Raw genomic sequence first — 20,873 nt, forward strand, 5'->3', positions numbered from 1 at the left:
CGGTCCGAGCGTGGCAGCCCCCAGAGAAACAATCAAGCACGCCTGCATGATTTTCGGCCGGACGGGCGGGCGCACCGGAGCGCGCAGGCGGCCGCACACGACAACGGGGCGCGAGCCGACCGGCCCGCGCCCCGCACCTCGTCGAGGAAGCGGCTCAGCCGTGCCCCTCCCCCGCGCTCCGTACCGCGCCCACGCTCGCGACCACGACCAGGCCGATGGCGACGATCTCCGCCCAGCCCAGCGCCTGATGGAGGACGAGGAACCCGGCGGTGGCCGCGGCGGCCGGCTCCAGGCTCATCATCACGGCGAAGCCGGAGGCCGGGAGCTTGCGCAGGGCGAGGAGTTCGAGGGTGTACGGCAGCACCGACGACATCAGGGCGACGGCGGCGCCCAGCCCGAGAGTGACGGGATCCAGCAGCGCCCGTCCGGCGGAGGCGATGCCCAGCGGCAGGCTGAGCAGCGCCGCGACGGTCATCGCCAGCGCCAGCCCGTCGGCCTGCGGGAAACGCTGTCCGGCCCGCGCCGACAGCAGGATGTACGCGGCCCACAGCCCGCCCGCGGCCAGCGCGAAGGCCGCGCCGGTGAGGTTCAGCCCGTCGAAGCCCTCCCGCCCCAGCAGCACCACACCGCCCAGCGCCAGCGCCGCCCACAGCAGGCTCAGCACCCGGCGGGAGGTGGCGACCGACAGGATCAGCGGGCCCAGGAACTCCAGGGTGACCGCCGCGCCCAGCGGGATGCGGTCGATCGCCTGGTAGAAGAGGGAGTTCATACCGGCCAGGGCGATACCGAAGCCGACGACGGTGGCCCAGTCGCCGCGCCCGTAGCCGCGCAGCTTCGGGCGGCAGGCGATCAGCAGCACCAGCGACGCCACCACCAGCCGCAGCGTGACCACGCCCAGCGCCCCGGCGCGCGGGAAGAGCAGCACCGCGACCGACGAGCCGAACTGCAGCGAGACGATCCCGCCGATCACCAGCGCCACCGACGCCAGCCGGCCGCGCCGCCCGCCCGCACCGCCCGCCGCCTCGGCCGCGGCGACCTCCGGGGAGGGCGGGACGGGATGCGGGACGCCCACCGGGTCCGGGGCCGCCGGGTCGGTGCGCGACGCGGCGGCGGAGCGGGCGGAGGCGGGCGCGGCGGCGCCGTCGGGACCGGGGGACGAGGAGTTCACGCCACCACGCTAAGGCCCGCCGATCCGGTCCGTGAAATGCCGTTTTTCCTGTTGTTATGCTCCGCGCGTATGAGCATCGAGCTGCGTCACTTCCGCTGCTTCCTCGCCATCGCCGACACCCTCAGCGTCACCCGCGCCGCCGAGCGGCTGCATCTGACGCAGCCCGCCGTCTCGCGCACCCTGCGCCAGCTGGAGCAGGAACTGGGCGTCCGGCTCGTCGACCGCTCCACCCACCATCTGGCGCTCACCGCCGAGGGGCTGCGCTTCCGCGACCAGGCGGCGCTCGCCACCGCCGCCTTCGACCGGGCGCTCCGCCTCGCCCGCGGCGCCGCCTGGCCGCTGCGGCTGGGCCACGCCTGGTCGGCGGCGGGTCCGTACACCCCGCGGCTGCTGCGCCGCTGGCACCGGGAGCATCCGGACACCCCGCTGGAGCTGCTGCGGATCGACGACCGTACGGCGGGGCTGGCGCGCGGCGACGTGGACGCGGCGCTGCTGCGCGGTGAGGTCCGCACGCCGGGGCTCGTCACCGAACTGCTGCTCACCGAGGAGCGGGTGGCGGGGCTCGCCGCCGACGACCCGCTCGCCACCCGCCCGCACCTCTCCCTCACCGACCTCGCGGACCGCACCCTCGCCCTGAACACCGTCTCCGGCACCACCACCCTCGACATGTGGCCGCCGGACGCCCGCCCCACCTCCACGGTGACCATCGGCAACACCGACGACTGGCTGGCCGCGATCACCGGCGGCCGGGCGGTCGGCGTCACGACCACCGCGACCGCCCGGATGCACCCGCTGCCGACCATGGCGTACGTCCCGCTGACCGACGCCCCGCCGGTCCCGGTCGTCCTCGCCTGGCGCGACGAGCCGGGGCATCCGGCGCTGGCGGATCTGCGGCGGCTGGCGCGGGAGGTGCTGCGGGAGGGGTGACCGGCCTACGCGGGCGGTGCACCCCCGTCCAGCGCCTCGGCCAGCACCTCCGCGAGATGGCGGCCGGGCCGCTCCCCCAGCTGGGCGAGCTGGGTCCGGCAGGAGAACCCGTCGGCGACGACCTCCGCGCCGTCCGGGGCGTTCCGTACGGCGGGCAGCAGCTGTTCCTCCGCGCAGGCGACGGAGACGTCCCAGTGGCCGTCCTCGAAGCCGAAGTTCCCGGCGAGGCCGCAGCAGCCGCCGCTGAGCGTCCCGGTCAGGCCCGCCTTCTCACGCAGCCGCCGGTCGGCCGCGTCGCCGAGGACGGCGTGCTGGTGGCAGTGGGTCTGCCCGACGACCGGCCGGTCGAGGCGCGGCGGCCGCCAGTCGGGGGCCCGCTCCTCCAGCACCTCGGCGAAGGTCCGTACGGACGCGGCGAGCGCGGCGGCCCGCGGATCGTCCGGCAGCAGCTCCGGCAGATCGGTGCGGAGGGTGGCGGCACAGCTCGGTTCGAGGACGACGAGCGGGTGGCCGTCCGCGCGTGCCATCCGGTCCAGGGTGCGGCGCATGACCTTCCGCGCGGTGCCGAGCTGCCCGGTCGAGACATACGTCAGCCCGCAGCAGACGCCGGGCCCCGGCATCGCGATCTGCTGCCCGGCGGCCTCCAGCACCCGGACGGCGGCCCGGCCGACCCGCGGCGCGAGGTAGGTGGTGAAGGTGTCGGGCCACAGGACGACGGTCCGCGCCGCGTCCAGCGGCGCCGTCCGCCCCCGGCTGCGGCGGGCGAACCACCGGGTGAACGGTTCCGTCGCCAGTTCGGGGATCTCTCGCTGCGGGGCGATGCCGCCGAGGCGTTTGCCGAGGGCGGCGAGCGGGGTCCGCGCCGCCGCGTTGAACAGCGGCGCGAGCGGCGCCGCGGCCCGCAGCCAGCCCGGCAGCCGCCCCATGCTGTAGTGCGCGGCGGGCCGCACCCGCCCCGCGTAGTGGTGGTGCAGGAACTCCGCCTTGTACGTGGCCATGTCCACGCCGACCGGGCAGTCGCTGCGGCACCCCTTGCACGACAGACACAGATCGAGCGCGTCGCGCACCTCCGGCGACCGCCAGCCGTCCGTCACGACCTCCCCGGCCAGCATCTCGTGCAGCAACCGCGCCCGCCCCCGGGTCGAGTGCCGTTCCTCCCGGGTCGCCCGGAACGACGGGCACATCACCTCGGACGAGCCCGGGGCGACGTGCTCCGTACGGCACCGGGCGACGCCCACGCACCGGCGCACGGCGGCCGAGAAGTCCCCGCCGTCGTGCGGGTATCCGAACTCCACCGGCACCGGCTCCCGCGGCAACACCGCGAACCGCAGGTTCTCGTCCAGCCGCGCGGGCCGCACCAGCATCCCCGGGTTGAGCCCGTCCGCCGGGTCCCACAACGCCTTGAACTCCTCGAAGACGCCGATGAGTTCCCGCCCGTACATCCGCGGCAGCAGCTCGGCGCGGGCCTGCCCGTCCCCGTGCTCGCCGGAGAGCGACCCGCCGTGCGCGACGACGAGGTCCGCGAGATCGACGGAGAACTCCCGGAAGCGCCGCACCCCCGCCGCGCTCAGCAGATCGAAATCGATCCGGACGTGGATGCATCCGTCCCCGAAGTGCCCGTACGGGGTGCCGCGCAGCCCGTGCCGGGCGAGGAGCGCACGGAATTCCCGCAGGTAGGGCCCGAGCCGGGCGGGCGGCACCGCGCAGTCCTCCCACCCGGGCCACGCTTCAGTGCCATCCGGCATCCGCGTGGCGGTCCCCGCCGCGTCCTCCCGCACCCGCCACAGGGCGCGCTGCCCGGCCGGGTCGGCGACGACGGTGTGCCCGGTGGTCTCCCCGCCCGCCGCCCGGCAGATCTCCTCGGCCCGCGCGGCGGCCTCGGCGGCGCTCCCGCCCCCCGTCTCGACGAAGAGCCACGCGCCGCCCCTGGGCAGCCCTGCGGCGTCCCGCACCAGGTCGGCGGCCATCCCCTCGACGGTCAACGGCCCGTACGGCAACAGCGTGTGGGCGGCCTCGGCGGCCCCGGACTCGTCCGCGTACCCGAGGACCGCCAGCGCCCGCGCGGCCGGCGCCTCGACCAGCCGCACGGTCGCCTCGGTCAGCACCCCGAGCGTGCCCTCGCTGCCGGTCAGCGCCCGCGCCAGATCGGTCCCGTTCTCGGGCAGCAGCGCATCGAGCGCATAGCCGGAGATCCGCCGCGGCAGCTCCGGGTAGCCGGTCCGCAGCAGCGCCAACTCCCGTCCGACGAGGCCCCGTACGCCGTCCGCGAGGCGGGCCGGCAGCCCGGTCGGCCCGCCACCGGTGCCCGCACCACGCCCGGCGCGCACCTCCTCCCCCGCGTACGTCAGCAGCCGCAACTCCTCGACGTTGTCGGCGGTGGTGCCCCAGGCGACCGAGTGCGATCCGCACGCGTTGTTGCCGATCATGCCGCCGAGGGTGCACCGGCTGTGGGTGGAGGGGTCCGGGCCGAAGGTCAGCCCGTGCCGGGCGGCCGCGGCCCGCAGGTCGTCGCAGATCACCCCCGGCTCGACGGTGGCGGTCCGCGCCTCCGGGTCGAGGTCCGCGATACCCCGCAGATGCCGGGTGAAGTCGAGAACGACGCCGGTGCCGGTGGCCTGCCCGGCGATGCTCGTCCCGCCGCCCCGCGGCACGACCGGCACGCCCCGCTCCTGGCAGATCCGCAACGCCTCCGCCACGTCCCCCGCATCCCGCGGCGCCACCACCGCCTCCGGGACGCGCCGGTAGTTCGACGCGTCCATCGTCACCAGCGCCCGCTCGGCGGACCCCCCGGAAACCTCCCCCCGCACCGCCGCCGCCAACTCCCGCACCAAGTCCTGCCGCTGCTTCTCCACACGTTCAGCCATGGGGGCAGCCTGCCCACGGGACACCCGATTCCCGCGTTACGGCGTGGCCGGGCGCGGCGGATGGGGAGCGGGTGGCGTAGTGGGGGTCCTGTGGCCGGGCGGCGAGTCGCCCGCTCGCTCAGGTGGCGCGGAGCAGGGCGGGATCGATCCGTCGATGACGGGGGTCAGACACGCGAAGCTCCTGGCAGAAACGGGCGATACCGGTCGAAAACCCGTGCACCAGGAGCTTCGCCGTCGCGCAGGTGCGCCCGCCTCACGGTCAGCACCGCGAGATCGGAAAGCGCTCGCTCAATGGATCACCGCCGGAGCTTCGAGCGGAGCGATCTCCCGGTTGAAGAACGTCATGAAATCCTCGCCGCGAGAGTAAAGCTCATCGAACCCGGAGGAAGTTTCCTCGACGGCCTTCTTGTCCGCGATGCGATGGGCCCCCGCGGCATTCCCGTCATCGTCGTAGACCACCTCGTACATCACGTCATCGCCAAGGATGACGACCTCCGGCGCAAGGTGTTCTTCTTCGATGTCCGCCAGCTTGCGTGCATCGATGGCCCGAATGTTGTCACCCAGTTCAACCCTCAGGCGCAGCACATGCATTTCCCACTGGACGTACGGGGTGATCGGGAACTCCACCACGCGGAGCCGGCGCTCCAGAATCCCGAGTCCGGCAGCCTTCTGGAACTGCGCACCATAGACCGAGCGCTTTTCCTCGATGAGAGAGAGTGCACTTTCCCAGTCCCCGATGGCGAAGGACTCCCAACTCGGGAATCCGCGCTCCTTGAAATTCTGCCCACGTTCGAGTTTCCGCAGGGAGCGGATTCCGCCCTCGTAGTGGCGGCGGAAATCGGCGTGGTAGTTCGGTCGATCCAGACGCTCTGAGGTGCTGTGCCGGAACGAATCAAACACTGGGGATGTCCGGCTTTGCTGCGATCATCATGCTTCGGGGGATGACGACGAGGCGCTCATCCGCCCCGACTGATACGCCGTCGGGAAGGCGCTTTCCGAGCGAACCGGTCAGATCCCTGCCGATGACGGCCACGTCCCCGTTCTCAAGTTCCCAGATATCGGGGCAGTCGGGATTGTCGGTTGTGGTCCCCAACTCTTGAGGGGATTTCCCGATCCGCCTTTTGAAGTGTGTTTCCGGATCGGCTTCCCATGGCCTGGCCATAATGACTCCTCCTCTGCCTCCCGTTGGACCCGAGGAGCATAGCGGCCGACCACCGCACCCGCCAGGGCGATATTTAGATTATTGTAGGTAAACAGACAAAGGCATATGCCATCACCCCGGCGGACCCTTGTCCGCTCGGGCCCGGCGGTGCCAGGATGCCGATCTTGCGCGTCGACAGCTCAGCGCGGACACGCCATTCCGACATAAGTCATATAGGCGGAATTAAATCTTTTAAAGCGGGTCAGGGGGAGTGATGAACAGAGAGTCATCATCGTTCACACCAAGCACCGGAGCAACTTCAGTCGCTCTGTCGGCGAATCGAATATACCAACGTGACGCCACGGACCCGGATAATACCGGGAAGTTTATTTTCATCGTTCGGCGAGGCGCAGCACATGACCAGGTCCGGCCGTACCGCGACGACCAAAAGCCCTATATGGTCGAGCAATGAGAGAAGCCATGGGGGGCCATGCTGAAGACGGCGGCCGTGTCTATCAATCGACGCGGGATCAGCACATCAACGAGTACCACTACCACCGGGGTGAAAACCCTGAGCCGAACGGCCCCGACTCGGTTCGGCGGCCGGCCGTGGGAAGAGCGCCCGTGGTGCTACGCGACCGCGCCGACGTGCTGGAGCGATTACGGCTGAGCACGGTCGGCGGAGGAGGCGGCCAGGCATTCGTTCTCCACGGAATGGGAGGCTGCGGCAAGACCGCCGTCGCATACTCCTTCTTTCAGCTCGTCACGGAAAACAACGACCGTGTCGGCCTGTGGGTGAACGCGTCCGACCGCGCAAGCCTGCGCTCAGGCATGCTCGCCGTCGCCTCCGATCGCGGCGCCACGGACGGCGAACTGCTGGCCGCCCGTAACGGATTGCGCCCCGGGGCCGACCTGGTGTGGGAGTACCTCAATTCCTCGGCCGAGCCATGGCTGCTGGTGCTCGACAACGCCGACGATCCCGAGATCTTGCGGGACGGCAGCTGGCTGCGCACCAGCCCTGCGGGCATCGTCGTGGTCACCACACGTCGCGCGGCCGCCCGATGGTGGCCGGGAGCGGAGTTGCAGCACATCGGGGTGCTGCCACGCGAAGATGCCGCGCAGGTGCTGTGCGACCTGGCGCCGGACAGTGGCACGCTCGATCAAGCCGCCGAGATCGCCGACCGGTTGGGGCGGTTGCCGCTCGCGTTGACGCTGGCGGGCGGCTTCCTGTCGCACCAGGTACTCGACCCATGGACGATGGACGCCTACAGGCTCCACCTTGAGGCGGGAGAACGTGTCGAACTCATCGATCAGGGAGCTGACATCTTGTCGGATGAAGATCCACGCCATCTCGTGGGGCGTACCTGGCAACTGACACTCGATGCATTCGAAGAACGAGGCATTCCCGAAGCGGTGACGCTGCTCCGCCTGCTTGCCCGTTTCGCCCCGGAGCCGCTACCACTCTCTCTGCTGAATCAAGCCGAGATCGCGGGCGTACTGCCCCGCGCCCGGACCGAATCCGCACTTCGGGCGCTGCTCGACCAGTCACTCACCGAGCTGGTGGACGTCAGTGGCGTGCGGTGCGTTCAAGGCCACGGAGTTCTGCTCGACAGCGTCGCTTCCGCTACACCGCCGGAATCGCTTGCCGGGCTGAATTCCACGGCCACGAGATTGCTGAATGCGGCAATTCCCGAAATGCCGGACGCCGGTCCGGAAGAACCGCGGCTGAGACTGCTCGGTCCGCACGCCGTCGCTCTGCTCCGACGCGGGGTGGCACACGAAACCACGGAAGACCTGGTGGGCATCGCCAACCGCTTGGCCACGGCCCTGCACCGCACGGGTGACTACCTGTCCGCCTGGGAAAATTCCCGTAGCATCGTTGAGCTTTCCGAGTCGGTCCTCGGGACGGAGAACCGCTCGGTGTTGGCTGCGCGCTCAAGGGGCGGCCGGGGGCTGTTCCGGCTGGGGAGATATGACGAGGCCGAGACGCTGCTGTGCGAGGTCCGGAGCCGCCAGGAGCAACTGTTCGGAGCCTGTGACCCGGACACCTTGGACAGCGGTCACGGCCTTCAAATGGTCCTGGGGAACCTCGGCAAGCGCAACGAAGCCCTCTCACTGCTGCGCACCGTGACTGCGGGCCGACGGTCGGCGCTGGGGGAGGCACACCCGTTGACGCTCCGTTCTCAATCCAGCCTCCTGGCGATGCTTTCGGCATCCGAATTGGAGGCGGAAGAAAACTCCGCACTCCTTTCCCTCCCCCTGATCTGCGAAAGGCATCTCGGCCCGGACCACACGGTCACGCTAGGCGCGAAGCACAACCATTCCTGGGCACTGTACGTACTCGGACGCTTCTCAGCGGCCAACGAGCAGATTCAACAGGTCGCCGCGACATACGAGCGGCGCTTCGGTCCCGATTACCCCAACGCCATTTCAGCGCAACAGGTATACGCTCGCATTCAACACAAACTGGGCAACTACGAAGTGGCTGTCGAGCTGATGCGCGATGTGCTGGAAAGGCGCCGGAACAGCCTGGGCGCGAACCATCCCTTCACAGCCGCAAGCAGAAAACTGCTGACCGAACTCGAAACCCGAGGAAATGCGCGGTGACCCCAACGCCGGGGCCTCGCCCTCCTGCCCGTTGCCGCGCGGCACGACCGGGGCGGCGGGGGTGATCACTGCCGCCCAGCCGAGGTACGGCCTCGGCCGCACAGCGCGGCGCCCCCTACGCGGCCGAGGCCGTACAGGGGGCGCCGCGCTGCGTCCGCCTGGTCGGCGGCCGGCGCATCATCCAGGGCTAGCCACATCGGTCTCCAGGTCCGCGATGAAGGCCGACCAGAAGCCTCTGATCAACTCCGCCGACGCCTCAACCGCCTCGGCGGCGGACGAAATCCGTTGGTAGGCATCGCGGTGCACGGCGACCTTGTCGCTGTCTTCGATGTAGAGCGATGAGGTCAATCCCTCCGTGTGGACGACATCAAGGTCCGCATGAGGCCCGAACCTCAGGATGGTGAACGTGCCTGGCTGCCCCATGCAGCAGAGCGCCGGAACGCAGCGCCCGTTCCGAGATGATCGCCCACAGCACCAGTGGATCACTGTCACGGGTAAGGATCGCTTGGCGAGCAAGCCGGATCTCGACCAAGGCGCCGGCCTGGGCCTCGACAGCCTCAGACATCGCCGTCGCCCGGATGATCTCGCGTGCGTACTCAGCTTTTGAAGCAGCCCGGGAATCAGGCCGAGCTGCCACGTACACACCGACTCCGCCTCGGCTTCCAGGCTGATCAAGTCCTCGTACACGGGTGTGAGAACGCCCCGGCACGAGTGCCACCAGCCGCGCTGGGCGCCTTCTTTCGTCAAGACGAACAAGGCTGCGCGCAACTCGTCGCTCACATCCCGGCCGAGCTTGGCGTACAGGTCAAGCAGTTGCTCGATGTCCTTCGCCTTCGCCCCCCCGAGGAGGCCGACGACATCGCCTCGAAGCTCAACCACGCGTTGGACCTTCTCGACGCGTACCGCAGGCAGGCGCCCGGACCGTCAGGGTTCCGGCGGGCCCGGCGGTGGCGTCGGCCCCGACGGTCCCGACGCTCCGGGCGGTCCCGGCGGCGTCCCGCGGAGCGTGGTCAGCCGTCGCCGGTACTCCTCCTCGTCGATCTCCCCACGGGCATAGCGCTCGGCGAGGATCTGCTCGGCGCGGGGCTCGCGGCCGGGGGTGCCGGGCTCATGGCCGGAGGTGCCGGGCGGGGGCGGGGTGCCCCAGGTGGGGTGGCCGCCGCCGGGTGGGCCGGGGCGCCGGGTGAAGGCGCGGTAGAGCAGGACGGCGACGACGATGATCACTATCCAGAACAGGAGGTGGCCGACCAGCATCCACGGCCACAGCCACGCTCCGCCGTGTCCGTACCAGTACCCCATGACGGTTCACTTCCCCACGTCAGTGGCTGCTCACAGGGGGCGCCCGTAGGTGTGCTCCCTTCCATGGTCCCTCCGGGCGGCGGGGGCGGAAAGCGCCGACCTCGCACCCGGCCGCGCAGGCGCCCGGCCCTCACCCGTCGAAGCCGCGGCGGGCGGCGTCCGCCGGGTGACGCCACCCACGGTCACGGCCGCGGCGGGCAGGCGCGGGGCCGGGTCAGGGCCGCTTCGCGGCGGCCCGTTTCCCCGGCCGGTCGTCGTGGTCCGCGTCCCCCTCCGGGTCGTCGCCGCCGGTGGCGGCGCTCTCGCGGCGCGGCGGGGTGTCCTCCGCCTCGTCCTCGTCCTCCGATCGGGGGTCGTCGTGGGGCACCGACTTCTGCCGGACGCCCTGTCCGTTCTCCACACGCTGGTCGATCGCGCCACCGCCCCCGTCGTGGTCGCTGCCGGCCGTGCCCTTGCTCAGGGGGGCCAGGATGTTGAGGGTGCGGTCGACCTCCAGCCAGGAGTCGGCGTTGGAGTTGTCGATCGTGATGAGGGAAGGGCCGTGGTGGGTCTCCATGCCGCCGGCGGGGGCGTCGGCGGCGGCCGGGGCGGTGGCCCACGGTGCCCCGCAGCAGGCGCCGACCGCGACGGCCACGGCCGCACCCGCCTTCCGGAGCGGGCCCGTGCCCGGTGACTTCCGCCGCCTGCGGCCCGTCGTTGCTGCCATGTCCGTTCTCCGTCCGCTGATGTCGTTCACTCCGCTGCCCGGCCGGCGGCGAGGGGCGCGGCGGGCGGCCGCGGCCACCGGGTCCGGCGCCCCGGTTCCTCAGACGTGCGCGGCCCGCCGTCGCGGAGGGTGATGGCGGCTGATGTTCTTCTCCAGCAATTCCGTCGAGCGCTGTACGCCGACCGCCCGGGCTCCGGAGCATTCCGGCAATCTGCCGTCGGAATTCTGAATGCCTTCGAGGGCGGCATCGATGGCGCTGTGCGCGGCGAAAAGGCAGGGCGTGCTGTAGATGGCGACCTGACAGTCCAGATCGGCGAGTTCGGAGAGGGAGAGGCGGGGGGACTTTCCGCCGGCGATCTGGTTGAAGAGCAGCGGTTTGCCGCCGATGACCTTACGGATACGGCGGATCCATTCGACGCTGCGGACGCCGTCGACGAGGACCACGTCCGCGTCGGTCTCGGCGAGCGCGGCGGCGCGGCGCAGGATGTCGGACTCCTCCGTCGCGTCGGTCCGGGCGACGACCAGCATGTCCTGCCTGCTCTCCAGCACCAGGTTCAGCTTCTCCAGGTACGTGTCGAGCGGGAGGACCAGCTTGCCGTCGGCGTGCCCGCAGCGGCGCGGGCGCATCTGGTCCTCCAGGATGACGCCGGAGGCGCCGCCGCGCTCCAGGCGCTGCACCACGTGGCAGGCGACTTCGGGGTCGACGTACCCGTCGTCGATGTCGACCAGCAGATGGTGGGACGGGAAGGCCAGCCGCAGCCTTTCGACGAAGGCTGCCATGTCGGGCCAGGCGATGAACCCGATGTCGGGCAGCCCGTAGTGCGAGGCGGCGAAGCCGAATCCGGAGACGAAGAAACCGTTGAACCGGGTCGCCGCGATGGACGCCGAGTACATGTCGTAGACGCCGATGAGCGGGGTCGTTCCGGGGGAGCGGATTTCCTCACGCAGTGCGCTTCCGTACGTCATGTGGTCCTCATTTCGGGGAGGCGGGAATACCACCCTTCCCTCGGCGCCCGGTGTTCCGCGGGCACGCCAAAGGGAGGCGTCACAGCGAAAGGAAGGGGGAGCCGAAGGGGGAGCCCTCGCTCCGTGCGGGGCGTACAGAACTTTGCAAACTTTGCCCGTTGATTGCCTTGCGACACGCGAATCGAAGCGCCATTCCGCCCTCCTGGGCGAAGGATTTCCGACCAGGTCAACACGGGCGCGCATGGCCGCCCCCACGCGCCGGGGGCACCCGTTGGGCACTCTCCGGGAAACCAGCCCCCCACGGAATTCCTTGCGATCCTTTTACCTGTTCATTGCCGACGGTCCGGGCCGCGCCCACCCACACGCGGGACGGCCCATCTCACCGGGTGGACGGGGCGTCGGGCCCGCATCGGGGACGGATTAGGCTGCCTGCGTGGCTGATATCCAGATTCCCGCTGACATCAAGCCCGCCGACGGACGCTTCGGCGCGGGCCCCTCCAAGGTGCGGACGGAGGCGCTGGCCGCGCTGGCCGCCACCGGTTCCTCCCTGCTCGGTACCTCCCACCGCCAGGCCCCGGTCAAGAACCTGGTCGGTTCGGTGCGCGACGGCGTACGCGACCTCTTCCAGCTCCCCGAGGGCTACGAGGTCGTCCTCGGCAACGGCGGCTCCACCGCCTTCTGGGACATCGCGACCCACGGCCTGATCGAGAACAAGTCGCAGCACCTCACCTTCGGCGAGTTCTCCTCGAAGTTCGCCAAGGCCGCCAAGCTGGCGCCGTGGCTCGCGGAGCCCACCGTCGTCGCGTCCGACCCCGGCACCCACCCCGAGCCGCACGCCGAGGCGGGCACCGACGTCTACGCGCTGACCCACAACGAGACCTCCACCGGTGTCGCCGCCCCGGTCAAGCGGGTCGCCGGCGCCGACGAGGGCGCGCTGGTCCTGGTCGACGCCACCTCCGGCGCGGGCGGTCTGCCCGTAGACATCGCCGAGAGCGACGTCTACTACTTCGCGCCGCAGAAGTCGTTCGCCTCCGACGGCGGCCTGTGGCTCGCGGTCTTCTCCCCCGCCGCGCTGGAGCGCGCCCGCGCCGTTCACGCCTCGGGCCGCCACATCCCGGAGTTCTTCTCGCTGCCGACGGCGATCGACAACTCCCTGAAGAACCAGACGTACAACACCCCGGCGCTGGCCACCCTCTTCCTGCTCGACGAGCAGCTGAAGTGGATCAACGGCCAGGGCGGACTGGCGTGGTCCACGAGCCGCACCGCCGCCTCCTCCGCGGCGCTCTACGGCTGGGCCGAGAAGTCGTCGTACGCCACCCCGTTCGTCACCGACCCGGCGAAGCGTTCGCAGGTCATCGGCACCATCGACTTCGACGAGTCGGTCGACGCCGCCGCGGTCGCCAAGGCGCTGCGTGCCAACGGCATCGTCGACACCGAGCCGTACCGCAAGCTCGGCCGCAACCAGCTGCGGATCGCGATGTTCCCGGCCGTCGACCCGGCGGACGTCGAGGCGCTGACGGTCTGCATCGACCACGTCATCGGCAAGCTCTGACCCTCCCGGGGCGCGGCCGTACGGCGGCCGGCCCCGGAGCGGCACGGCACCGCGGCCCCCGGATCCCGCCCGGATCCGGGGGCCGCGCCGTGTCCGCGTCACCGGGCGGGGCGGCCGCCCGAACGGCCCCGTCCCCACGGCCGAACGCCGCCGCCTGTGCCTCCATGGGAGGTATGAGCACTCCCCCCACCGACCCCGACCTCGCCTCCTTCGTCCGCCAGGGCGCGGTGCTGCTCACCACCTTCAAGCGGGACGGCACCGGTGTCGGCACCCCGGTCAACCTCTCCGTCGACGGGGACCACGCCTACTTCCGTACGTACGGCAAGGCGGCGAAGGTCAAGCGGATGCGGAACTTCCCCGATGTGGAGATCTGCTGCTCCACCTGGCGCGGCCGCCCCACCGGCCCCACCTACCGGGCGCGGGTGCGGCTGCTCGATCCGGCGACTCGCGAGTACCGCCGCGCCGGCCGCAGCCTGACCCGCAAGTACCCGCTGCTGCACGGCCTGTTCGTCCCCCTCGCCCACCGCATCATGCGCGACACCACACTCCACTACGAACTGCGCCTGACCGGCCTGAAGGAGCCCGGGGCCGGGAATGCCGACGCCGCGGCGGAGCGGCGCTGGGACAACGAGGGCGGGGCGCTGTAGCGCACGGACCCGGCTGCGGCCCGGGCCGCGGCCGGCGGTGAACGCGCCGGATGCCGGCACCGACGGGGGGCGGTGCCGGCATCCGGCAGAGAGGGCCCCGGTCGCCACCCGCCACCGGAACCGGGAAGGGGAGGTCCGGTGCCGGGGCGGGTGGCCCGGGGCCGCAGGTCGGCTCAAGGGGGCAGGCACTCCCCTGAGCCGAGTCCGTGGACCGGGCCCGAAGGCCCGGGGCGGGGCCCGGTCGGGGCCCCGGGGTCAGCTGCCGCTGCCCGACGCGAGGGCGGAGACCAGGAACTCGTTGCCGCAGACCCGCAGACCGTCGGCGGCACGGGCGGTCATCTTGATCTTCGAGCCCGGCGCGTACACCTGGACCAGCGCCGCGTCCTTCCAGCACCCGCCGTCCTTGAGGCCCTCGTTGACGGTGTGCAGCACGGTGTGCGCGGACCCGCCCGGGGCCAGCGTCACGGAGCTGCCCGCGCCGCCCTCGCGGTCGGCGGGGTGCCCGATGGACGAGCCGTCCTTGGCGAGCAGGGCGACGCCCGGGTAACCGCGCAGGGTGCAGCTCTTCTTACCGGTGTTGGTGAACGACAGCGGGTAGCGGATGTTGCCGGCGCCCGTGTCGCTCTGCCCCAGCTCCAGCCGCAGGACATCGGCCTCGCAACGGTCGCTCGCGTTGTCCTGCGAGGCGGCCGCCGCGGCCCCCCGGGCCCTCGCCGCACCGGAACCACCGGCCGAGCCGCCGGAGGAGCCCGAGCCGCCGGTGGTGGCCGAGGCGCCGGTGGTGGCCGAGGCGCCGGACTTCGCGTCGTCGGAGCCCTGACCGTCCGCGGCGGACGCCTGGCCGCCCGAGGAGTCGGACGCCTGGGACGAGGAGGACTTACCGGCCGCGTCGGCACCGCCGTCCGAGTTGTCGCACGCGGTCAGGCCGAAGGCGGCGACCGCGGCGAGCGCGAGAGCGGCGGTGGTACGGACCGGACGGAGAGGAGTGCGGTGCGACATCGTGACGGGTCCTTTGCCATGGGGGGAGCGGCCTGCCCGGAGCCCCGGGCCGTGGGGTTCGACTCCTTCACGGTGCGCCCCCGCGCTGGCGTCCCGCTAACGCACCGCTAACACCTCCCGAAGCCGCTGCCGGTGACCGCCCGGAAGCCCCGGACCTGCGCTTCCGCCCCCGCCACCCGGCTCCACCCCGTCCGCCGCACCAACCACCGCGGCCACCCAACCACCGTCACCGCAAGCCGAGTTGCTGCACACCCGCCCCGATTCCCCGCCACCGTCCCCACGAACGCTCAGCACATACGATCGGCCCCATGGCACTGCGACTGGTGAACGTGAACCTCAAGGCACGCGATGACGCGGCGCTCGGCCGCTTCTGGGCAAATGCCCTCGGCTGGGACCTGTCCAGCGAGGGCCCCGGGGTGACCAACGTGGCGCCCCACGGCTTCAACTGGCCCGCCCCCGAAGCGGTCTGCGTCGATGTCGTCAAGGTCCCCGACCCCGGAACGGTGCGGTACCGCGTACACATCGACCTCGCCACCACCTCCGCAGACCATCAGCGGGAGCTGATCGCACGCCTGAAGGAACTCGGCGCCACCCCCGCCGACATCGGCCAGGGCGACGTCCCGTGGGCAGTCCTCGCCGACCCCGAAGGCAATGTGTTCTGCGTGCTGGAACCGCGCGAGATCTACCGGGACGCCGGCCCGATCGCCGCGCTGGTGGTCGACTGCGCGGACCCGCGCGCCCTGGCCCGGTTCTGGGACGAGGCGCTGGACTGGACCCTGCACGAAGTGACCGACGACCGCGCGGTGTTGCGCTCCGCGCAGGGCGTCGGCCCCTACCTGGAACTCATCCGCCGGCCCGGCACGACGTCCGCGCCGAGCCGCGCCCATCTCGACGTGATGCCGTACCGCGGCGACGACCAGGAGGCAGAGGCCGCCCGCCTCCGGGCCCTGGGCGCCACCCCCGCCGACATCGGCCAGGGCGACGCGCCGTGGAAGGTCCTGGCCGACCCCAACACCTCTAACTACCGGTTCTGAAGCGTACGCGCACGTCAGCACCAACGACAGGGCCCCGCACGGCACTTGGCCGAACGGGGCGTTTTGCTGTCTGTGCGCCCGACTACGGGGCGCGTAGTACGTTCTCGGGGGTCGAGCCCGCGCCTTGCTTCACCGCGCGTTCGGGACACATGTAGAGGGTCACCCCGGGGCCGCTAGCGCTCTGAATCCAGCGGGCGGGGATGGGCGCGCAGGTCAGTTTGCGACAGTCGATGCAGAGCGCCATGCGCCCCGCGGGGACTTCCGGTAACAGCTCGTCGGCGGTCACGCTGCCATCTCCTGACGGGCGCTCCGAGCGCCCGTGATGTTGATGGTGGGGAAGTCGTAGTCAACGCCGATTTCGGAGAACGCGGCGGCCCACCACCGTTCACGCTGTTCCGGGGTGAGCGAGCGGGTTTCCTCGGCGTGAAAGATGGCGCGGGCGTCCTCGGCGCTCGGCCCTCGCCACGGACGGGACCAGACGGCCTGAGATTCGGCGCGGGGCGCAGTTGCGGTCACCGGAGGAACGGCGGGGGTGGCTCGGCGCTTTCCTCGGGCGGGCAGCAGTAACCGCAGCGTGCACACCAGGGCACGGGCGATAGCATCGCGCATGGTCGTTCAGCTCCTATGCAAGCTGGTCGGCTGAGCCCCGGCGGACCGCGTAGGACCGGCCTTCCGGGGCGTTTTCGCGTTTGACGGTAGCGGGGTTCATACAGAGCTGTCTATGTGCAGGTATATACAGGGGTCTCTATGCAGCCACTGGAGGCAATGGGTAGGTTCCGCGCGTGTTTGAGTTCGACCCCACCCGGCCCAAGTGGCACCAGATCGTCGAAGTAGTGCGCCGACGCATTCACAGTGGTGAGTACCCGGCGCGACACCTCGTCTCTGAAGTTCAGCTGGAGAACGAGTTCGGCGTGACCCGGACCACGGTCCGCAAGGCAACTGCCGCACTGCGCGAGGAGGGGCTGATCACCACCACGCCCGGCATGGGGTCGTTCGTTCGGGACCGCAGCGGCGAGGGCGGGCGCCAGGGCAGCAAGTAACCCCGCCCGCACGCCACAGGGACGACACGGACGGGGTCACAGCGGCTACGCCCTCACCGCGGAGCGGCACCCCCAATCAAGGGGCGGACCGGGGCGAGAGCCTGAGCACGTCAACTCAGACGGGACACGGCCTGTCCCTGCTCAAGGCTGATCCGGTCGGGAGCGTCGCCGTCCGAACCGCGGGACTGCCCTACCGGGCATCACTCAGCGGGTCGGAGTCTGTGTCGGTGCGGACCACGACTGCCGGCGAGGCGAGCCACTCGCGCCCCCCGCCCTCGGGGCTCAGGAAGGCCGTTGCCCGTTTGCGTCGTTCCCCGGGAGGGTCGGCCGGGTCTTCGTAATCCGGGATCAGGTCAACGAGGACGCCGATGCGACCGGCCCCGTCCCGAACTCGCTGCCCGACATCAGCATGCGTGATCATCGGCGGCGGCCCTCCGCGGGAAGAGGGGACTCCTCATCACCTTCGCCGTCTCCGTCGTCCGGCGCCGGAATGCGAGCGCCCCGGCTCTCCGCGATCCGGAGGACCTCGCGCAGGGACTCGGTCAGGCGAATGGCCATGTATCTCACCTCGGCATGCGGCGACATGGGGTCGGTGAGCACCCGGTCGGCCGCCTCCTGCACGTCTCCGGCCCTCTCAAGCTGGACGCCCTCCAGGTCGTCTGCGAGACGGGAGACGAAGCTGAACGGCCCGCCGTCGGTGCTCAGGAAGCACGCCTTGCCATCCCTCGACCACGGGAGCAATCGGGGCGGAACCCCCAATGCCGCATCAGCAAGGTCACGCCGCCGCTTGCGGTCACTCTCGGTCCTGTCTGTCACCTCGGCCCCCTCGGTCCGTCGCGTTCACACAGCGACCGTATGGAGATCCAGGAGGCCAATCCACGTGCGCAAAGCGGTAGTTCGGCGGCGTCGTGGAACGATGTACCACGTAGCGTGATAGCTACTCGGCGACACTCAGGTGAGCGGCCATCTCTCGCATGTCCTGTGTCAACGTGCGTTTCCGCGACTTGAGGATGTCGCGCATGAGGTAGCGCGCCATGGACTGGTGCTTGACCCACTCGCCGGACGTGTTCTTGATCGATGTCAGCACGTCCATGGCGTCCTGGTGCGAGCCGAGCAGGACGTGTGCTCGGGCCACGTCCAGCCGGTGACGATCCCAGTTGTTCGCACTGGGCTTTCCGTAGTTGCGGACGGCTTTCTCACTCAACGGCCCGTCGTCCGTGCGCCGGATCACCCCTCGTGCGTCGCCCATGAGGGAGAGGTCCTCCACGGCCTTGAGTTCCGCGGTGACGGGACCGAAGGTCGTCCAGTGCGACCGGTAGTCGATGTGCTCCTGGTCCAGCGCACTGGCAGCCGTCGCCGCCATCCTGCGGGCCTCCCGCGCCACGTCCGGGCGGTTGTTCCGTACGGCCGCCGACGCGACCCTGAGCGACAGCTCACCCCACACGGCGAGCGCACCCGGCGACGCCTGCGAGAACCTGGGCTCCATCTCGTCGGCGGTCATCGCCGCCAGTTGCTCGCTCTCGTCGAACCGGTCCTGCCTGAGCAGCAACCAGCACAGACCCACGACGCCTGTGGCAGCGGTGAGCGTCTGGCCGGATTCCCGAGCCAGGCGGATTCCCTCCGCCAGGGCGTAGTACGCCATGTCGTACTGCCGTACCTGCGTGAGGTATTTGCCAGCCAGCAGCAGGGCGTACGAGCGCGCGATCAACGCCTGCTGCCGCTCGTCGTCCTCAAGGGCGGCAACGGCGGCTTCGGTCGAACGCAGCAACCCCGGCAACTTCTTCGCAACGGAGCTATACCGGTCCGCCTGGTAGAGCGCGTGCCCGTCCTCGATCTCACGTCGCATCGTGGAGAGTGCGCCTGCCTCTGCCTGTTCGGTCAGCACGGCAGTGAGCCCGATCGGCGGCATGAGCGCCCGACGCAGCTCGGCGAGGTAGCGACGGTTCGCCCCGTCATCGACCACCGGCCGGGGCACCTCGGTCGCGAACAGAGCCGACGTGGTGACCCCCAAGGCGCGAGCGAGGGCGTGCAGCGTTTCCACACGGGCGTCGCCACCCTGCTCCACCTTGCGCACCGTGCTCAGGGACAAGTCCGCCACCTCGGCGAGACCCTCCTGGCTCAGACCGGCTGTCCGCCGGTACTTCCTCACGTTGTCGGCAAGCCCAGTGGACATGGGATCACTGCTCCTCTCCCTCTCCAGCGTATGCCCCGCGTCCTGGCCCGGGTACGCAAAAGGCCCCCGCGCTCGCAGCCCAACTGGGCTAACGAGCACGGGGGATGAGTGGACCACTATGCGACGAGAACGTTCGTCAGACGGGCAGCTGCCTTGCCACCGAACAGCGCGAGACCGCAGTAGAAGTCGATGCGGGTCCGGTAGACGGGCTTGTCGTGCGCCTCGCCCAGGTCGGCCACCTGGACCCCTCCGTTGGTCAGTCCGGAGACACCGGCGTCAGCTTCGCTGGTACCGAAGCGCACCGCGTAGATGTCACTGGTCTGCCCCCCGCCCGTGCCCGCCATGAGCGGCAGCACGTCGGCTCCGTCGAGCTTCTGCCCGGCGTCCAGGAGGGGGACGCCCTTCCACGTGACGGTGCTCTTCCCTGCAATGACCTCCCTGAGCAGTTCGCCGCCGCCGAGCCGACGGAACCCGGACTCGATCTTCGCCCGGACGGCAGCGTTCATGTACAGCGCTCCGTTGGAGCCATTGACGCCACGCACCTGTGCGATCAGTGCGTCCAAGGTGTCGAAGAAGTCGTGGCCGTTGGCTACAGGATCGGTCTCCTTCGCATCCAACACCTGAGCACCGAGCAACCGCTTGCGCAGCCCGTCGAAACCCTTCGGGTTGACTTCCGTGTCGCCGTTGAAGAATTGGTCAGCGAAGTGAATCGACGCCGCCTTGACCTTGAGCATGGTCTGAATGGCTCGCTGGTCGTTCAGGTGGCCCCGGGTCTGCACGATGAACTTGTCCAGGTCGGCATCCCCGCCGAGGATGGCGAGGGTCTCGATGTGCTGGTTCAGCGTGCCCGTGCTCTCCGGGTAAGCCTCATTCACAGCCCGGAAGGAAACGCCGGGAAGACTGGACTCCTCGTTGTTCTTGTATGCGTTCCCGGTCACCTGAATCAGCGGAAGCCGGTCCAGGATCGGGGACTCCTGCACGAAAGTCTCGATCACGCCACGCTGCAACTGGTCAAGCGAAAGCTTCGCGGATTCGGCAAGGGTGAGAGCCATAAAATTCTCCTTTGAAGGAAGTAAGGGCGAACGAATGTTCGCCCCTCGTCGGTGGCTGGCGGGTGGACCATCCCGCAGAAATGAATTAATTAGCCATGCGAAAGAAATGCCTCCCTGCCGCTCAGCGCGCGGGAGGGGAGGGGTACCCGCCTGGTCAGAACGGCGGACGCTCGCCCGACTCGCGACGAGAAACAGCTTCAGCAGCGAATCCACCGCGCTGAAGCCTCGCCGTTTCGCGGTTATGACAAGCGATACACAAAGGCCGAAGATGCTTCACCGCATCCGGATTCGAATCACCCTTTGCGATCAACTCACGTCGGCTCAAAGGGAAATGGTCCGCAACCTTCGCCGCTGAACCGCACAGCACACACCACGGATGCGCGTACAGGTACGCACGCCGGATGCGCTGCCACAGGGACGAGTAGACGGCGCCACCCCTCGATGCACGGTCCGCGTTCGCCTCACTCTCGTGCCGTGGACAGCGCCCACCCGCGGGAGTCAGCTCGGGGCACCCGGGGACAGAGCACGGTGGGCGAGATCTACGGGGCACGGGGCACCTCCTCGGCGGGGACCAACCGGGGTAACCCCCATCGTGGGGCCCCCATGGTGCGGGTTACCGGGCCGCGAAAGTTCGTGTGCACTGACCGCATGGCACGCAGCAACAACCATCCCGACCAGCCCACACAACCCGAACGTAC

Annotated in this window: 20 protein-coding genes; 6 read left to right on the plus strand and 14 right to left on the minus strand. The window is 70.3% G+C overall.

Annotated elements, in window-relative coordinates:
- Positions 1 to 154: 154 nt before the first annotated feature.
- Complete coding sequence (locus ACF1BH_RS03445; protein ID WP_391640692.1) at positions 155 to 1,168, minus strand: DMT family transporter; 1,014 nt, start codon at positions 1,166 to 1,168, stop codon at positions 155 to 157.
- Positions 1,169 to 1,237: 69 nt separating this feature from the next.
- Here ACF1BH_RS03445 and ACF1BH_RS03450 point away from each other — a divergent pair, with 69 nt between their 5' ends.
- Positions 1,238 to 2,095, plus strand: coding sequence for a LysR family transcriptional regulator (locus tag ACF1BH_RS03450; RefSeq protein ID WP_391640693.1), 858 nt, complete (start codon positions 1,238 to 1,240; stop codon positions 2,093 to 2,095).
- A gap of 5 nt (positions 2,096 to 2,100) precedes the next feature.
- On the opposite strand, the gene ACF1BH_RS03455 is transcribed toward ACF1BH_RS03450, so the two are convergent.
- From ACF1BH_RS03455 to ACF1BH_RS03465, 3 genes are all read right to left on the minus strand, one after another.
- On the minus strand, positions 2,101 to 4,959 hold the full coding sequence (locus ACF1BH_RS03455; protein ID WP_391640694.1) for an FAD-binding and (Fe-S)-binding domain-containing protein: 2,859 nt from the start codon (positions 4,957 to 4,959) through the stop codon (positions 2,101 to 2,103).
- A gap of 288 nt (positions 4,960 to 5,247) precedes the next feature.
- The gene (locus ACF1BH_RS03460) at positions 5,248 to 5,859 is read right to left on the minus strand and encodes a DUF6879 family protein (protein ID WP_391640695.1); all 612 of its coding nucleotides are present in this window, start codon (positions 5,857 to 5,859) and stop codon (positions 5,248 to 5,250) included.
- Positions 5,852 to 6,121, minus strand: a complete 270-nt coding sequence (locus ACF1BH_RS03465; protein ID WP_391640696.1) for a hypothetical protein — start codon at positions 6,119 to 6,121, stop codon at positions 5,852 to 5,854. Before ACF1BH_RS03465 ends, ACF1BH_RS03460 begins: the two co-directional genes overlap by 8 nt.
- Before the next feature lie 459 nt (positions 6,122 to 6,580).
- Here ACF1BH_RS03465 and ACF1BH_RS03470 point away from each other — a divergent pair, with 459 nt between their 5' ends.
- Positions 6,581 to 8,707 carry a tetratricopeptide repeat protein gene (locus ACF1BH_RS03470; RefSeq protein WP_391641008.1) on the plus strand — a complete coding sequence of 709 codons (2,127 nt, stop codon included), beginning with the start codon at positions 6,581 to 6,583 and terminating at the stop codon, positions 8,705 to 8,707.
- Positions 8,708 to 8,884: 177 nt separating this feature from the next.
- Here the strand turns inward: ACF1BH_RS03470 and ACF1BH_RS03475 are convergent, their stop codons facing one another.
- The 5 genes from ACF1BH_RS03475 to ACF1BH_RS03495 form a co-directional block, all read right to left on the minus strand.
- Positions 8,885 to 9,130, minus strand: a complete 246-nt coding sequence (locus ACF1BH_RS03475; protein WP_391640697.1) for a Scr1 family TA system antitoxin-like transcriptional regulator — start codon at positions 9,128 to 9,130, stop codon at positions 8,885 to 8,887.
- Positions 9,075 to 9,272: a Scr1 family TA system antitoxin-like transcriptional regulator gene (locus ACF1BH_RS03480; RefSeq protein ID WP_391640698.1), complete on the minus strand. Its 198-nt coding sequence runs from the start codon at positions 9,270 to 9,272 to the stop codon at positions 9,075 to 9,077. Before ACF1BH_RS03480 ends, ACF1BH_RS03475 begins: the two co-directional genes overlap by 56 nt.
- Before the next feature lie 359 nt (positions 9,273 to 9,631).
- Positions 9,632 to 10,006: an SHOCT domain-containing protein gene (locus ACF1BH_RS03485; protein ID WP_391640699.1), complete on the minus strand. Its 375-nt coding sequence runs from the start codon at positions 10,004 to 10,006 to the stop codon at positions 9,632 to 9,634.
- 214 nt (positions 10,007 to 10,220) lie between these two features.
- Complete coding sequence (locus ACF1BH_RS03490; protein WP_391640700.1) at positions 10,221 to 10,712, minus strand: hypothetical protein; 492 nt, start codon at positions 10,710 to 10,712, stop codon at positions 10,221 to 10,223.
- A gap of 99 nt (positions 10,713 to 10,811) precedes the next feature.
- Entirely contained in the window at positions 10,812 to 11,678 is an 867-nt protein-coding gene (locus tag ACF1BH_RS03495; RefSeq protein WP_391640701.1) for an oxaloacetate decarboxylase, read from the minus strand.
- 433 nt (positions 11,679 to 12,111) lie between these two features.
- Between ACF1BH_RS03495 and serC the strand changes: the two genes are divergently transcribed.
- A complete protein-coding gene (gene serC / locus ACF1BH_RS03500; protein WP_391640702.1) occupies positions 12,112 to 13,230 on the plus strand; it encodes a phosphoserine transaminase in 1,119 nt (372 codons plus the stop codon).
- 173 nt (positions 13,231 to 13,403) lie between these two features.
- Positions 13,404 to 13,877 carry a PPOX class F420-dependent oxidoreductase gene (locus ACF1BH_RS03505; RefSeq protein WP_391640703.1) on the plus strand — a complete coding sequence of 158 codons (474 nt, stop codon included), beginning with the start codon at positions 13,404 to 13,406 and terminating at the stop codon, positions 13,875 to 13,877.
- Between the two features lie 255 nt (positions 13,878 to 14,132).
- On the opposite strand, the gene ACF1BH_RS03510 is transcribed toward ACF1BH_RS03505, so the two are convergent.
- Positions 14,133 to 14,876, minus strand: coding sequence for a DUF4232 domain-containing protein (locus tag ACF1BH_RS03510; protein ID WP_391640704.1), 744 nt, complete (start codon positions 14,874 to 14,876; stop codon positions 14,133 to 14,135).
- 308 nt (positions 14,877 to 15,184) lie between these two features.
- Here ACF1BH_RS03510 and ACF1BH_RS03515 point away from each other — a divergent pair, with 308 nt between their 5' ends.
- A complete protein-coding gene (locus ACF1BH_RS03515; RefSeq protein WP_391640705.1) occupies positions 15,185 to 15,910 on the plus strand; it encodes a VOC family protein in 726 nt (241 codons plus the stop codon).
- 282 nt (positions 15,911 to 16,192) lie between these two features.
- Here ACF1BH_RS03515 and ACF1BH_RS03520 read toward each other — a convergent pair whose 3' ends face one another.
- Positions 16,193 to 16,519, minus strand: coding sequence for a hypothetical protein (locus tag ACF1BH_RS03520; protein ID WP_391640706.1), 327 nt, complete (start codon positions 16,517 to 16,519; stop codon positions 16,193 to 16,195).
- Positions 16,520 to 16,692: 173 nt separating this feature from the next.
- Here ACF1BH_RS03520 and ACF1BH_RS03525 point away from each other — a divergent pair, with 173 nt between their 5' ends.
- Positions 16,693 to 16,950, plus strand: coding sequence for a GntR family transcriptional regulator (locus ACF1BH_RS03525; protein WP_391640707.1), 258 nt, complete (start codon positions 16,693 to 16,695; stop codon positions 16,948 to 16,950).
- 417 nt (positions 16,951 to 17,367) lie between these two features.
- On the opposite strand, the gene ACF1BH_RS03530 is transcribed toward ACF1BH_RS03525, so the two are convergent.
- From ACF1BH_RS03530 to ACF1BH_RS03540, 3 genes are all read right to left on the minus strand, one after another.
- On the minus strand, positions 17,368 to 17,766 hold the full coding sequence (locus ACF1BH_RS03530) for a hypothetical protein (RefSeq protein ID WP_391640708.1): 399 nt from the start codon (positions 17,764 to 17,766) through the stop codon (positions 17,368 to 17,370).
- Positions 17,767 to 17,887: 121 nt separating this feature from the next.
- Positions 17,888 to 19,123 carry a helix-turn-helix transcriptional regulator gene (locus tag ACF1BH_RS03535; protein WP_391640709.1) on the minus strand — a complete coding sequence of 412 codons (1,236 nt, stop codon included), beginning with the start codon at positions 19,121 to 19,123 and terminating at the stop codon, positions 17,888 to 17,890.
- Between the two features lie 116 nt (positions 19,124 to 19,239).
- Positions 19,240 to 20,175: a major capsid protein gene (locus tag ACF1BH_RS03540; RefSeq protein ID WP_391640710.1), complete on the minus strand. Its 936-nt coding sequence runs from the start codon at positions 20,173 to 20,175 to the stop codon at positions 19,240 to 19,242.
- Positions 20,176 to 20,873: the final 698 nt, after the last annotated feature.

It is taken from the genome of Streptomyces sp. NPDC014733, from assembly GCF_043083385.1.
Classification (GTDB): Bacteria; Actinomycetota; Actinomycetes; order Streptomycetales; family Streptomycetaceae; genus Streptomyces.